Source organism: Micromonospora sp. NPDC051925 (genome assembly GCF_044548625.1).
Lineage (GTDB): Bacteria > Actinomycetota > Actinomycetes > Mycobacteriales > Micromonosporaceae > Micromonospora.
This window is the reverse complement of sequence record NZ_JBIUCH010000015.1, coordinates 69,427-83,150: the sequence shown is the minus strand read 5'-3', so window position 1 is coordinate 83,150 and position 13,724 is coordinate 69,427. Positions and strand designations below refer to the sequence as shown.

The window sequence follows — 13,724 nt, the reverse complement described above, 5'->3', positions numbered from 1 at the left end:
GCCCGGAGAAAGCCACCCCCGGACGCCCGGACACCGCCACCGCGGGGCACCGCCGCCGCGCCGGTCAGCTCAGGTTGCGCCGCAGGCCCAGTCCGGCGACGGCGGTGCGGGCCTCGCCCTCGAGCACCTGCGCCCAGGACTGGTCGCCGGGACGCGCCCGCGCGCGTAGCGTCCGTGCCAGCGAGAGCTGGGTCAGCGCGAACCAGGGGCGGGCGCGACGCCCGCCGAGCACGGAGAGCGAGGCCGTCAGGTGTCGCTCGGCGGACGCCCAGTCCCCCAGCAGCATCGACAACCGTCCCAGATGGAACGAGACCGGTCCGACGAAGCTCCGGTAGCCGACCCCGCAGAGCAGGTCGGCGTAGGGCAACAGGCGGGACCGCGCCGCCTCGGCGGTCGTCGGATCGCCCAGTTCCACCGATCCGAGCGCGAGCAGCCCCGCCGCGTGCAGCCACTCGTCGCCCGAGGGGAGCGGCTCGGCACCGGTGGCCAACGCGCGCAGGGTCAGATGGGGTCGACCCCGCTCCCCGGCCACCAACGCGGCGAGCGACACCTCGGCGAGCGCCCGGTCGCCACCCGGACCACCGGTCGCCGGCCAGGACACCCCCCGCAACCAGCCCGCCACGTGCATCTGACGCCCGGCGAGCCCGCCGGGCGCGGGCTGGATGGTCCGCCCCTGCCGGAGGCCCACCGCCTGACCGGCCAGCCGGGCGGTCGCCACCGCGTCGGTGAACCGACCCTCGGTGACCGCGACGGCGACCGCGTGGTCGACCAGCAGGGCGTCGGCCAACGGATCACCGTTGCCACGCGTGCCGTCCGCCTCCGCCGCCAGCACGGCCAGCGCCCGGTCCCGGTCGGCGTGCCGGCCGGTCAGGTCGGCGGCGGTGGCCAGGTGGTGCGCCGCGATGACCCGAGCCCGCCGATCCCCCACCGCGTCGGCGACGTCGGACAGGTCGGCCGACAGCTCGAGACGCCGCTGAAGCCGCTCCGGCCCCGCCGACTGGTGCAGTTCCTGGATCAGCGCCGCGATGGCCGCGGCACTGGCCGGACCGGCGGTCACCCGACCACCGAAGCGCTTGTGCCGGGCCAGCAACCGGCCGAGCGTCAGGTCGTCCAGCACGCCGCGCGGCGTCGGGCGGCCGGGCCGGGCGGGGCGGTAGGCGGCCTGCTGGGCGGGGCGACGCAGTAGCGCCTCGACCAGCGCGGTGGCCTCGCCGCGCAGCCGGGACCGCTCGTCCGCCCCGTCGGCCAGGGCGAGCGCGGCCTGCGCGGCCACGTCGGGGCGTCCACTGTGCAGGGCTTGGAGCGCGCCGTCGAAGAGGGTCTGCTCGGCGTCGCCGTCCCCGGCGGCACGCTGCGCCAGGCCGAGATTCATGAGCGCCTCGGCGCGTAGTCCCGGCTCGTCCGCAGGCACATGTTGCAGGGCCAGCCGGTGCATCTGGACGGCCTCCCGGTGGGCGCCGTCGGAGAAGGCCCGCGACCCCGCCGCCCAGCCCCAGCGCACGGCGCGGGCATCACCGGGCCCGACGGCCGCCGCAGCGCAGTGCCGGGCCAGGGTGGCGCTGTAGCGGTCCAGGTCGGCGGCGCGCTGCGCCTCGATCGCGTCGACGAAGCGCCGGTGCAGCGCCCGCCGCCGGTCGGCGTGGCACTGTGCGCCCACCGACCGGCGCAGCACGTCGTGGCAGAAGCCGTACTCGCCCAGGCCGGGGCCGCCCCGCCGGACGGGCCGGACCAGACCGGCGGCGAGCAGGACGTCGAGTTCGTCCATCGCCTCGGCCGCCGACAACTCGGCGGCTGCGGCGGTCAGGTCCAGCTCGAAGGTGGGCCCGGCGAGCGCCGCCGCGGTCAGCAACCGCCGCGACGCGGGCCTGAGCGCGGCGAGTCGGCCGTTGGCGTGGTCGTGCACGCCCGACGGCAGCTCCTCGGCCGTGGCCTCACCCCGGTCCTGCCTTTCGCAGTACCAGCGCAGCAAGCTCAACAGCAGGTACGGGTTGCCGGCCGTGTCCGCGACCAACCGACGGGGGCTGGGTAGCGACCGGACCGCCGCCGCCGGCACGACCTGGCCGATGAGGGTCGCCACGTCGGATTCGACGAGCCCGGTCAGCGCCGACCGCAGCAGATGCCCCTCCCGGTCCATGTCCCGGACCGCGACGGCGAACGCGGGCGGGTAGTGCACCGGGTTGGACGCGGTGGCCACCACCAGCAGGCAGATGCCCCGCCGCCTGCGCAGCAGTTGGCGCAGCAGGGCCAGGGTGTCCTCGCCGGCCAGGTCGAGGTCGTCGAGGACCAGCAGGACCGGGCTGGCCCGGGCCAGCCGGATCAGCACGTTGGTGAGCACGCCGAGCTGGTCGGCGTCGGCGGCGCAGGGCGGCTCCCCGGCGGTCAGCGCGGCGAGCGTGGCGGCGGCGCTCCGGCCCACGTCCGGCACCGCGTCGGCGGGCGTCGCGGCGACGTAGCCGGAGAGCGCCTCGATGACCGGCTGGAAGGGCTGTCGGCTCGACGGCTCGCAGCGGCCGTGCAGCACCACGGCGGCGGCCAGGCCGGCCCGGCTGGCCGCCGCCGTGATCAGCCGGGTCTTGCCGATCCCCGGCTCCCCGCTGATCAGGATCAGGTGGCTGTCGCCGCGCACCGCCTGGGCCCAGCACTCGGCCAGCATCGTCAACTCGGTCCGGCGACCGATGAACGGGGCGGCGGTGCCGGGCTTGGCCCGGAACAGCTCGCGGGGGGAGGGGGTCGCCACCGCCGGCGCGACGAGCAGTTCCAGGTAGAGCGCCTGGGTCTCGGGGGCCGGGTCCACACCCAGCTCCTCGACCAGCACCCTGCGCAGGGTGTTGTACGCGTGCAGGGCCTCAGCGCGGTTGCCGGCGGCGACGTGGGCCGCCATCCGACACCGGTGGGCGCTCTCCCGCAACGGGCCGCGCTGCACGGCCTCGCTGGCGTACCGCAGTGCCTCCCGGTCCTCGCCGAGCGCCGACGAGGCAAGGCTCGCGATCTCCAGGGCGGCCACCAGCAGCTCGTCGAGGCGCTGTCGGACCGAGGTGACCCACTCCCCCTCGTGGTCGGAGAGGAAGGGCCGGCGCAGGCAGGCAACCGCCGAGGCGGCACGCCTACGGGCCTCGGTGAAGTCGTCGTCGGCGAACGCCTTCGTGGCGGTGGCCACCGACGACTCGGCCAGTTCCAGGTCGACGACGGCGTCCGGCGGCAGACGCAACAGGTACCGCCCGCTCTGGGAGATCACCGACAGGTCGTCGGACGCGTCCCCACCGGCCACGAAGGCGCGCACCCGGCTGACGACGCTGCGCAGCGCCGATGCCCAGGTGTCCGGCAGGCCGTCCGGCCAGACCGTGTCTGCCAGCTGGTCCCGGCCGGTGCCGTTGGCCCGCTCCAGCGTCAGCCGGGCGAAGGCCACCTGGGCCTGCGCGCTGGACAGGTGCCGGACCTCTCCGTTCTCCAACTGCTCGATCGCCACCAAGCCGGTGAGCCTGATCAGCACGGGTACCCCCCTCGCACGCGCTCGTAGCGCGTACCGCAGCTCGGATCCCCGACGGTGGTGCAGGGAGCCGCAGGTCAGCGACGCTGCCGATCATGCGGCTCGCGCGATTCCCGTCAATACACATTCCGCACGCGAACCATATCCACCCGTGGTCGTTTGTCAAAGCTCCATAGTGGATGAATTTCGGTGAACAACTGATCGACGCCGAAGTCCTTCCGCCCGTGTTGCGCGCCGCTTGCGGCAGTCGTCGTAGAAATGCCGGCAACGTAGATCGACGTCGGAGGGCCGGGGACGGCAGCCACGTCGAGCGGTCGCAGTCGCTGGGCAGTCCGGCGAGGCCGACCTCCGGTCACCCACGCGCCACCGATCGCCGAATGGACGAGGAGACGCCCGTGAACCCTTCAGGAGGATGGCTGCGGTTGCAGCCGAAGATAGAGGCGATCCGCCACCGGCTGGCCGCTCTCGAGTCGGATCCGAGCCGGAAGAACAGTTTTGTCCCGTACGGGGTGGAACGGGACACTCCGTACGTCACCGTTGACGACGAGCGCTACCTGATGATGTCCGGCTACAGCTATCTGGGGCTCAGCGGCGACCAGCGGGTGGTGGACGCCGCGAAGGCGGCGGTCGAGCAGTACGGGACCGGCGCGCACGGCGTACGGGCGCTGGCCGGATCGCTGCCCCTGCACGAGGAGCTGGAGGCCGAGGTAGCCCGGTTCAACGGACGCCCCGCAGGGGCCGTCTTCGGCTCCGGGTACGCCGCCAACGTGGGCACCATCGGGGCGCTCTGCGGCCCCGGCGACACCGTCCTGATCGACAAGTACGACCACGCGAGCATCGTCGACGGCTGCAAGCTCAGCGGGGCGACGGTCACCCGGTTCCGGCACAACGACCCGGAGCACCTGGACCTGCGGCTGCGCAACGCCAGCCCGGACGGCCTGCGGTTGGTGATCGTCGACAGCGTCTACTCGATGGACGGGGACATCGCGCCGCTGCCCGAGCTGCGCAAGGTCTGCGACGACCACGACGCGCTGCTGATGGTGGACGAGGCGCACGCGTTGGGCGTCATCGGGGCGACCGGACGGGGCATCGAGGAGCACTTCGGCAGCGACGACCTCGTCGACATCAAGCTGGGCACGCTGTCCAAGGCCATCCCCTCGATGGGTGGCTGGGTCGTCGGCCCGCCCCAGCTCATCCAGCACCTGCGCTACAACGCCCGGCCGTTCCTGTTCTCCGCGGCGCTGGCCCCGGCGCAGGCCGGTGCGGCGCTGGAGGCGCTGCGCATCCTGGACAAGGAGCCGGAGCGGGTGACGCACATCCAGCGGCAGTCCGCCCGGTTGCGCGGCATCCTCAACGAGGCCGGCATGCGCACCCTGTCCAGCGAGACCGCGGTGATCCCGTTGATCGCCGGCTCCGACGAGAGCGCCTACGACTACGCCACCGCGTGCCGCCGCGCGGGCGTCATCGGCCTGCCGGTGGTCTCGCCGGCCGTACCGAACACCCTGGCCCGGCTCCGGATCGCCATCACCGCCCGGCACTCGGAAGCGGACATCGACGTCGCCGCCGAGGCCTTCCTGACCGCGGCGCGCGAGTGCCGCCTGATCCCGGCGTGACGATGCGCACCTCGGCACGGGAATCGGTGGTGGTCACCGGGATGGGGGTCGTCTCCCCGGCCGGCTGCACGGTCGACGACTTCTGGTCGACCCTGCTCGCCGGGCGGTCCACGGCGGCCCCGCTGGACGACCCGGAGTTCAAGGCCCACCCGGTGCGGATCGGTTGCCGGGTCCACGGCCTCGACGCGATCGACGGGATGACCGATAAGCAGGTCCGCCGGATGGACCCGTTCGCCCGGTTCGGGCTGGCTGCGGCCCTCGCCGCGTACGCCGACGCCGGTGCGCCCCGGCCGGACCCGGCGCGGGCCGCCGTGCTCGTCGGCAACGCGGTCGGCGGGCGGATCACCAGCGACCAGGAGAGCCGGCACTACGGCGAGCGCGGCCCGCAGGGGGTCAACCCGCTGATGCCGCTGATGACCATGCCGAACGCGGCGGCGGCCCTCATCTCCATGCGGCTCGGCTTCCGGGGGCCGGCGCTCTCGATCGCCACGACGTGCGCGAGCGGGGCCGACGCCGTCGGACACGCCATGGCGCTGCTGCTCACCGACCGGGCCGACGTCGTGGTGGTCGGTGGATGCGAGTCGATCATCAGCCCGGTGACGCTGGCCGCATTCGGCAACCTCCGCGCGCTCTCCACCCGCAACGACGATCCGGCAGCCGCGTCCCGACCGTTCGACGCCGGTCGGGACGGCTTCGTGATGGGCGAGGGGGCCGGCTTCGTCGTACTGGAGCGGGAGTCCGACGCGCGGGCCCGAGGTGCCCGGAGGTACGCCGCCGTGGCGGGCTACGCGGCCACCGCGGACGCCCACCACCTCAGCATGCCCGCACCGGACGGGGCCGGTGCGGTCGCCGCCATGCGCGCGGCCCTCGCCGACGCGGACCTCGGCCCCGCCGACGTGGCGCACGTCAACGCGCACGGCACCTCGACCCCGCTGAACGACCGGATCGAGGCGACCGCCCTGCGTGAGGTCTTCGGCGGCACCCCGCCGCCGGTGACCGCCACCAAGGGGGTCACCGGTCACCTCATCGGCGCCGCGGGCGCCGTCGAGCTGATCGCGACCGTGCTGGCCGTGGGCCGGAAGGTCGTCCCGCCCACCGCCAACCACCAGCAGACCGAACCCGGGATGGAGATCGACGTGGTGCACGGCACGCCCCGCCCGACGGCATCGGGCCCGGCCCTGTCCAACTCGTTCGGCTTCGGCGGCCACAACGCCTGCCTGGTGGTGACGCCGTGATGAGCGAATCGACCGTCCCGACCGGCACCGACCGGGTCGTCGCCGCCGACGTCGACGGCTACCGCCGGGCGGTACGCACGCCGATGTCCACTCCCGCCACCGTGGGTGACCTCGCCTCGCCGCTGTACCCGTTCGTGCTCTCCCACGAGCTGTTCGAACGGACCGTCGCCGCGCTCGGTGCCGGCGGGGCGGCCGAGGGCACACCCGTCAGCCCGGTGCACCTGAGCCAGGACGTACTGGTGTCCCGGCTGGTCCGCCCCGGCGAGAAGGTGACCGTCTCGCTCGACGTGCGGGGGGCCCGCGCGGAGGCCCGAGGGGTCCGACTGGCGCTGCGCGCGGTGGTGACCGGCGAGGCCGACGACCTGGTCGCGGAGCTGGCCACCGCCGTCCTGCTGGCCGGGGCGAGCAGGCCGGAGGCGTTCGGCGAGATGCCGGCGCAGCCGGCCGTGGCGACCCCGCCCGGTCCGGTCGACGAGACGACCGTCGAGCACCGACTGACCGTCGCGACGATCGCCGACTACGCCCGCGCGTCCGGTGACCTCAACCCCATCCACCTGGAGCCCGCAGCCGCGCAGGCGGCCGGCTTCCCCGGCGTGATCGCCCACGGGATGAGCGTGCTCGCCCTGGTGAGCGAGGAGGTCGTCGAACGGTACGCCGACGGCGATCCGGCCCGGGTCCGCGGCCTCGGATGCCGGTTCTCCTCGCCGGTGCTGCCGGACGAGCCGCTGCGCATCACGCTGCGGCACGGCGGGGGCGCGGTGCGGTTCAGCTGCGCCACGCCCCGCGGGGTGGCGCTCAAGAGCGGCTGGGTCAGGCTGGCCACGCCGGACGGGGTCACCGATGCTGCCTGAGCTGCACGACCTCGGCGCTGCGATCGCCGCGCAGGCCCGCCAGCGGCCGACCGCGGTGGCCCTGGTGCACGACGACACCGACGTCACCTACGGCGAACTGCTGGAACGGGCGGAGAAGGCCCGGCTGCACCTGGCCGGGCTGCACCTCGCTCCCGGCGAGCCGGTCTCCGTGCCGGCCCAGAAGACGCCGGGCACGGTGGCCACCGTCCTGGCCTGTCTGCTGACCGGCCGGCCGTTCCTGTTGCCGTCGACCGCGCTGCCCGACGAGGTGGTGGGCCAGCTCAACGCCGTCGCCGGCTGCCGCGCCGTCGAGCAGGTCGACGCCGCCGCGCGGCCCGGGGCGGACGCTCCGGCTGCCCAGCCGCCGCCCGGCACCTCCTTCATGCTCACCACCTCCGGCTCCACCGGGCTGCCCAAGGTGGTGCCGCTGACCGGCACGGCGGTGGCCCGCTTCGCCAGCTGGGCCGCGTCCACCTTCGACATCGGCGTCGACACCACGGTGCTCAACTACGCGCCACTCAACTTCGACCTGTGCCTGCTGGACATCTGGACGACGTTGGCGTACGGCGGGCGGGTGGTGCTGGTCGACCCGGAGCGGGCCGCCAACGGTCGCTACCTCGCGAACCTGCTGCGGCGGCACCCACCACAGGTGGTGCAGGCGGTGCCGTTCTTCTACGGCCTGCTGGACGAGGCAGTCGACGCGCACTTCGACTCCGTACGGCACGTGATGGTCACCGGCGACGCGGTCTCCGAGCGGGTGCTGGCGGCGTTGCCCGGGCTCTTCCCGGCCGCCCGTCGCTGGAACATCTACGGCTGCACCGAGACCAACGACAGCTTCGTGCACGAGTTCGGCGACGACGCGGCCGTGCCGGTGCCGATCGGTCACCCGCTGCCCGGGGTGGATGCCCTCGTCGTCGGGCTCGACGACACGGTGCTGGACGGTCCGGGCGTCGGTGAGCTGTGGGTGCACACCCCGTTCCAGACGACCGGCTACCTGACCCCCGGCCACGCCGACCGGTTCGGCGAGCGCCCCGGTGGCGCGGACGGCCGGCGCTGGTTCCGCACCGGGGACCTGGTCAGTCGCGATCCCGACGGCACGCTCACCGTCGTCGGACGCAGTGACTTCCAGGTCAAGATTCGCGGGTTCGCCGTCAACACCGCCGAGATCGAGCGGGTCCTGCTGGAACACCCCGAGGTGGTGGAGGCGGCCGCCGTCGCCCTGCCCGATCCGGTGACCGGGCACCGGCTGGCTGCCGCCGTACGACGCGCACCCGGGTCCAGGCTCAACAGCCTCACCCTCCGCAAGCACTGTGCGCGACGCCTACCCCAGGCAGCGATCCCGAGCACCCTGCGGATCGGCGAACAACCGCTGCCCCGCACCTCCACCGGCAAGGTCGACCGGTCCGCGGTCGGCCGACTCTTCGAGCAAGCGGAAGGACGTACGCCATGAGCAACGTCGACACGATCAAGCAGTTCGTCATCGAGGAGTTCCTCCCGGACGTTCCCGCCGACGAGCTGGACCCGACCGAGGACCTGCTGGCCGACGGGGTGATCGACAGCCTCGGCCTGCTCAAGCTGATCGCCTGGCTGGAGGACCGGTTCGAGCTCGCCGTGGACGATGTCGCGCTGGACCCGGACAACTTCCGCAGCATCGCCGCGATCGACGCCTTCGTGGACCGGGCGAGCAGCCAGGCCGTGACGGGCCGCTGATCATGCACGAGGCCCTGTCCCGGCTGCTCGACGGACGTTCCCAGGTCGAGCTGACGCACTGGCGCTCGCTCTGGGACGACCTGGAGGAGGGGGCGCTGGACCGCGCGCAGGCGATGTCGGTCCTGGCGTCCCTGGCCACCCGCCTGCCGTCCGCCGACACCCTCGGGCAGCTACTGACGTCGCTGCACGAGCGGCAGCCGGCGATCGAGGACAGCTGGCCGGGTGCGGTGAACATCGTCGGCACCGGTGGCGGCCCGGCCACCTTCAACATCTCCACCGCCGCCGCCTTCGTCGCCGCCGCGACGGGGGTGCCGGTGGTGAAGACCGGCTCCCGCGCCTACAGCAGCAGCTACGGCTCGGTGGACCTGCTGGAGCGGCTAGGGATCCGGTTGACCACCTCCTACGGGCAGACCACCGAGTGGTTGGACCGGTTCGGCATCGCCTTCGCCGGCCCCTTCGTCTATCCGAAGGTGCTGACCCGGCTGGCCCGGACCATCGTGCCGGTGGGCATGCGCCCCTTCGGCCGGTTCCTCAACGGGCTGGGGCCGATGCTCGCCGCGGTGCCGGTCGGGGCACAGGTGACCGGGGTGTCGCCGCACGCGCCGCTGGACGAGTTGCGGGCCCTCGCCGAGACGGCGGACCGGACCATCTGGCTGACCACCAACGACGTCGGCGCCGACGAACTGCTCGGGTTCGCCGACAACGTGGTGCAGGTCAACCACGGTGGTGGCACCCTGCGGATCCGGCCCGGTGAGCACACCTCGGGCGGTGGCGGGCTGGACGAGCTGCGGCCGGTCGGCAACCCCGACGAACTCGTCGGGCACTTCCTCGGCGTACTCGCCGGGGAGGGGTCGCCGGCCGCCGTCGACGCGGTCTGCCTCAACGCGGCGGCGCTGGCGGTCGCCGGTGGGCACGCCACCGGGTGGGACGCGGCGGTGGAGGCGGCCCGGCGGTCGGTCCACGACGGCAGTGCCCGGGGCCTGGCCGAGCGGGTCCGGGCCGGGAGCGCGACGACCGGCCGCCTGATCGGGGCGGTGCCCCGTGGCTGACTTCTTCGCCGGCCGGGGCGACGGTCCCGGCCTGGCGCTGTTCCTCAACGCCGGTGACCCGCCGCTGGAGGTGCTGGCGGACCTGATACCGGCCCTCGACGACGTCGGCGTCGACTGCCTGGAACTGGCCGTGCCGTTCCCCGACTCGGTGACCGACGGTCCGGTGATCCGACGCTCGGCGCAGCGCGCGCTGGCCGCCGGGGCGGACCTCGACTCGGTCCTGGCCCTCGTCGCCCGGGTCCGGCCCGGACTTCGCCGGATGCGGATCGCCCTGCTGACCGACTGGAGCCACAGCCTCAAGCGCCGCCCGCTGGCGGAGGCGATCCGGGAGATCGCCGACAGCGGCGCGGACGGCCTGCTGGTGCACGCGCTGCCGCCCCGGCTGAGCGAGCCCTACCTGGCGGCCACCCGTGCGGCGGGGCTGCCCGTGGTGACGACGTGTTATCACGGCACCTCGACACCGCAGACCATGGCGAAGGCAGCAACCCACGCCTCGGCGTACCTCTATCTGGTAGCGCACTACGGCCGCAGCGGCACCCGTCCCGGTGCCGGCTACGACGGCCTCGCAGCCTCTGTCGCCCACCTCCGTGGGCTCACCACCGCCCCCATTGCCGTCGGTTTCGGCGTACGCACCCGCGCGGATGTCGCGGCCGTGCACGCGTGCGGAGCTGACGCGGCGATCGTCGGATCCGCGGCGGTCGCCACAGTCGAGGAATCACTCCTCGCTCGGCGGGACGTGGTCGAGGACCTGTGCGACTTCGCCCGTCACCTGCAACCCGCTGCCGCGCCCTTCAGCGTATCTAGGGAGTAGAGATGATCGTCCGACACGTCGACAACGTGAAGACCATGGACTGGGGCAACGGCATCAGCCGGCGCTTCCTGCTGTCCGCGGACGGGATGGGCTACACGGTGACCGACACCGTGGTCCGTGCCGGCACCAAGTCCCGGCTGGAGTACCGCAACCACCTGGAGGCCTGCTACTGCATCGAGGGCTCCGGCGAGGTCATCGACCTCGACGGCACGACGCACCCGATCACCCCGGGCACCCTGTACGCGCTCGACAAGCACGACGCCCACTACCTGGTGGCCAGCCCGCACGAGGACCTGCGCCTGGTGTGTGTGTTCACGCCCGCCCTCAACGGCGACGAGGTGCACCGCCTCGACCAGGCCGAATTCTCCCACTACTAGGAAGCCGCCATGATCGAGTGGAACGCCGACCAGAAGGCGCTACGGGAGGGTCTCGCCCGGTGGACCGAGGCCCTGAGCGCCGGACACCTCGACCGCGACGCCGAGGGTCTCTTCCCGGCCGAGGGTTGGAAGCTGATCAGCGAATCGGGCATCCTCGCGCTGCCGTTCGACGAGCGGTACGGAGGGCTCGGCCAGGATCTGCCCACGACCATGTACGTGCTGGAAGGGCTCGGGGAGGGCTGCCGCGACGGTGGCCTGAACTTTTCGGTGACGACCACGATGTGCAGCGTCGGCGTTCCCCTCGACCGGTTCGGCACGGCCTGGCAGAAGGAGACCTACCTGCCGAGGATCTGCTCCGGCGAGGTGATCGGCGCGCATGCCATCACCGAGTCCGAGGGCGGTTCCGACGCGCTGCGGATGCGCACCCGGGCCCGCCGCGACGGTGACTCCTGGGTGCTCAACGGCAGCAAGACGTTCGTCAGCAACGGGCCGGTCGCCGACCTGTTGATGATCTACGCCGCCACCCACCCCGACGGTGGGCCGCTGGGCGTCACCGCCTTCCTCGTCGAGCGGGACACCCCGGGCCTCGACGTCGGCCGGCCGATGTCCAAGATGGGTCTGCGCAGCTCGCCCCTGAGTGAGGTGTTCCTCGACGAGTGCCGGGTGCCGGCGAACCGGGTCGTCGGCCGGGTCGGCGGCGGCTTCCTCGTCCTGGACCACGTGATGAAGCGTGAGGTGCTCTTCTCGTTCATCGTCAACGCCGGGGAGATGCGTCACCGGCTGGACCGCTGCATCGCGTACGCGAAGTCCCGGCAGCAGTTCGGCCGACCGATCGGGTCGTACCAGTCGATCGCCAACAAGATCGTCGACATGAAGATCCGTCTGGAGACGGCCCGCAAGTGGCTCTACGACACCGGGGAGAAGGTCGCCGGTGGCGCGGCAGCCACCGTGGACATCGCGGTGGCCAAGCTGCTCACCAGCGAGAGCAACCTGTCCAGCGCGCTCGACGCGGTGCAGATCTTCGGCGGCGGCGGATACCTGACCGAGTCCGGGCTGGAGAAGGAGGTCCGCAACGCCGTCGCGGGCCCGATCTACTCCGGCACCAACGAGATCCAGTACAACCGCATCGCCTCGATGCTGGGACTGTGAGGGGAACCGCCGTGACGACTGTAGGCACCGCCGGACGGCGGCACCGGCTGCTGAAGGTCTGCGGCATCACCACGCCCGACGAGGTCGGACCGCTCGCCGCCGCGGGCGCCGACCTCGTCGGGCTCTGGTGGGGCATACCCGGGGGCCCGGCGGACCTGCCCGTGGCCCGGCTGGTCGAACTGGCCGCCACGGTCCGCGCCACCGGCCGGTTGGAGCCGGTGCTGGTCACCTTCGACTCCGACGCCGAGCGGCTCGCGGAGGTGCTGCGGCAGAGCGGGATCCGCTGGGTGCAGCTGCACGCGTACCAGACGCCGGGCATGGTCCGCGCGCTCCGCGCCGCGATCGACCCGGCGACGACCGTGGTCAAGGTGCTGCACGTCCGCGGCACCGAGTGCGTGGAACGGCGTTTCATCCCGGCGTACGTCCGGGCCGGCACCGATGTCTTCCTGCTCGACACGGCCACCGCCGACGGTCGGGTCGGCAGCACCGGGCAACGGTTGTCCGGCGACGTCGCCGCCGAGCTGGTCGACGCCTTCGACCGGCCGTTCCTGCTGGCCGGCGGCCTCACCGCGGACAACGTCGACGAGTACGAGGCGATCACCGCCCATCCCCGCATGCACGGCGTCGACGTCGACACGGCGGCCCGGGACGACACCCGCCGCTTCCGGCCGGAGCTGGTGACGGCCCTGGCCGCCCGGTGGCGGACCGGACCACCCAGGGAGGACCGATGACCACCGACTTCACCGACACGCTGCTCGGTGCCCGACGGCCGCTGATCATGGAGATCAAGAGGCACGACGGCCACGGCGCGGAGCTGCTCGGCGGACGCACCGTGGCCGAGCACGTCGCCGCCTTCGACGCCACCGCCGCCTGTGTCTCGGTGGTCACCGGACGCTGGTTCGGCGGCGACGAGGAGCTGCTGCGCGAGGTACGCCGGCTGACCGGGCTGCCGTTGCTGCAGAAGGACTTCATCACCAGACGCGAGCAGCTGCGCACCGCACACCGCCTCGGTGTCTCGGCCGTGCTGCTGACCGCGGGCCTGCTGCCCCGCGGCACGCTGGGCAACCTTGTCGACGCCTGCCACACGATCGGGCTGACGCCCTTCGTCGAGGTGACCTCCGAGCCGGAGCTGGCGGCGATCCCCGAGCCGGCGTCCTGCGTGATCGCCGTCAACAACAAGGACATCCGCAACCGGGAACGCGACGCAGGGGACGTGGGACGCAGTCTCCGCATGCTCCCCGAACTGGTCCGGACGGGCACCCCGTGCCCCGTCAGCGCCAGCGGGATCGAGCGGCCCGAGGTGGCCGCCGGCCTGCTCGACGCCGGATTCCGGGGCCTGCTCATCGGCAGTTCGCTGCTCCGTGCCGACCGGCTGACCGGCTGGCTGGCCGACCTGGACGCCGCCCGCGCGGGCCGGGTCTCCGGCCCGGTCTGAGCGCCGC

General features: G+C 73.2%; 12 protein-coding genes. 11 read left to right on the top strand and 1 reads right to left on the bottom strand.

Annotated features, from left to right (window positions below):
* Nucleotides 1-64 precede the first annotated feature (64 nt).
* Entirely contained in the window at nt 65-3,490 is a 3,426-nt protein-coding gene (locus tag ACIG87_RS21075; RefSeq protein WP_396852511.1) for a BTAD domain-containing putative transcriptional regulator, read from the bottom strand.
* Between the two features lie 392 nt (nt 3,491-3,882).
* On the opposite strand from ACIG87_RS21075, the gene ACIG87_RS21070 reads away from it, so the two are divergent.
* From ACIG87_RS21070 to ACIG87_RS21020, 11 genes are read left to right on the top strand one after another with little or no spacing between them, the layout of a single operon-like run.
* On the top strand, nt 3,883-5,100 hold the full coding sequence (locus tag ACIG87_RS21070) for an aminotransferase class I/II-fold pyridoxal phosphate-dependent enzyme (protein WP_396852509.1): 1,218 nt from the start codon (nt 3,883-3,885) through the stop codon (nt 5,098-5,100).
* A 2-nt stretch (nt 5,101-5,102) separates the two neighbouring features.
* Nucleotides 5,103-6,335 (top strand): beta-ketoacyl-[acyl-carrier-protein] synthase family protein, encoded by a 1,233-nt coding sequence (locus ACIG87_RS21065; RefSeq protein WP_396852653.1) that lies wholly within the window; start codon nt 5,103-5,105, stop codon nt 6,333-6,335.
* A complete protein-coding gene (locus tag ACIG87_RS21060) occupies nt 6,335-7,186 on the top strand; it encodes a MaoC/PaaZ C-terminal domain-containing protein (protein WP_396852507.1) in 852 nt (283 codons plus the stop codon). Before ACIG87_RS21065 ends, ACIG87_RS21060 begins: the two co-directional genes overlap by 1 nt.
* A complete protein-coding gene (locus ACIG87_RS21055) occupies nt 7,176-8,636 on the top strand; it encodes an AMP-binding protein (RefSeq protein WP_396852505.1) in 1,461 nt (486 codons plus the stop codon). Before ACIG87_RS21060 ends, ACIG87_RS21055 begins: the two co-directional genes overlap by 11 nt.
* Nucleotides 8,633-8,896 (top strand): acyl carrier protein, encoded by a 264-nt coding sequence (locus tag ACIG87_RS21050; RefSeq protein ID WP_396852504.1) that lies wholly within the window; start codon nt 8,633-8,635, stop codon nt 8,894-8,896. The genes ACIG87_RS21055 and ACIG87_RS21050 overlap by 4 nt, the downstream gene beginning before the upstream one ends.
* 2 nt (nt 8,897-8,898) lie before the next feature.
* A complete protein-coding gene (locus tag ACIG87_RS21045; RefSeq protein WP_396852502.1) occupies nt 8,899-9,945 on the top strand; it encodes an anthranilate phosphoribosyltransferase in 1,047 nt (348 codons plus the stop codon).
* Nucleotides 9,938-10,756, top strand: a complete 819-nt coding sequence (trpA, locus tag ACIG87_RS21040; protein WP_396852500.1) for a tryptophan synthase subunit alpha — start codon at nt 9,938-9,940, stop codon at nt 10,754-10,756. The genes ACIG87_RS21045 and trpA overlap by 8 nt, the downstream gene beginning before the upstream one ends.
* A 2-nt stretch (nt 10,757-10,758) precedes the next feature.
* Nucleotides 10,759-11,133: an ectoine synthase gene (locus ACIG87_RS21035; protein WP_396852499.1), complete on the top strand. Its 375-nt coding sequence runs from the start codon at nt 10,759-10,761 to the stop codon at nt 11,131-11,133.
* A gap of 9 nt (nt 11,134-11,142) precedes the next feature.
* Nucleotides 11,143-12,282, top strand: coding sequence for an acyl-CoA dehydrogenase family protein (locus ACIG87_RS21030; protein ID WP_396852498.1), 1,140 nt, complete (start codon nt 11,143-11,145; stop codon nt 12,280-12,282).
* Nucleotides 12,283-12,293: 11 nt separating this feature from the next.
* Nucleotides 12,294-13,013: a hypothetical protein gene (locus ACIG87_RS21025; RefSeq protein WP_396852496.1), complete on the top strand. Its 720-nt coding sequence runs from the start codon at nt 12,294-12,296 to the stop codon at nt 13,011-13,013.
* The gene (locus ACIG87_RS21020; RefSeq protein ID WP_396852495.1) at nt 13,010-13,717 is read left to right on the top strand and encodes a hypothetical protein; all 708 of its coding nucleotides are present in this window, start codon (nt 13,010-13,012) and stop codon (nt 13,715-13,717) included. The genes ACIG87_RS21025 and ACIG87_RS21020 overlap by 4 nt, the downstream gene beginning before the upstream one ends.
* Nucleotides 13,718-13,724: the final 7 nt, after the last annotated feature.

What these genes read in the sequence shown, in the direction of transcription:
- ACIG87_RS21035 (WP_396852499.1), top strand. Translation starts at nt 10,759, where the DNA reads ATGATCGTCCGACACGTCGACAACGTGAAGACCATGGACTGGGGCAAC.
- ACIG87_RS21055 (WP_396852505.1), top strand. Translation starts at nt 7,176, where the DNA reads ATGCTGCCTGAGCTGCACGACCTCGGCGCTGCGATCGCCGCGCAGGCC.
- ACIG87_RS21060 (WP_396852507.1), top strand. Translation starts at nt 6,335, where the DNA reads ATGAGCGAATCGACCGTCCCGACCGGCACCGACCGGGTCGTCGCCGCC.
- ACIG87_RS21065 (WP_396852653.1), top strand. Translation starts at nt 5,103, where the DNA reads ATGCGCACCTCGGCACGGGAATCGGTGGTGGTCACCGGGATGGGGGTC.
- ACIG87_RS21020 (WP_396852495.1), top strand. Translation starts at nt 13,010, where the DNA reads ATGACCACCGACTTCACCGACACGCTGCTCGGTGCCCGACGGCCGCTG.
- ACIG87_RS21045 (WP_396852502.1), top strand. Translation starts at nt 8,899, where the DNA reads ATGCACGAGGCCCTGTCCCGGCTGCTCGACGGACGTTCCCAGGTCGAG.
- ACIG87_RS21050 (WP_396852504.1), top strand. Translation starts at nt 8,633, where the DNA reads ATGAGCAACGTCGACACGATCAAGCAGTTCGTCATCGAGGAGTTCCTC.
- ACIG87_RS21030 (WP_396852498.1), top strand. Translation starts at nt 11,143, where the DNA reads ATGATCGAGTGGAACGCCGACCAGAAGGCGCTACGGGAGGGTCTCGCC.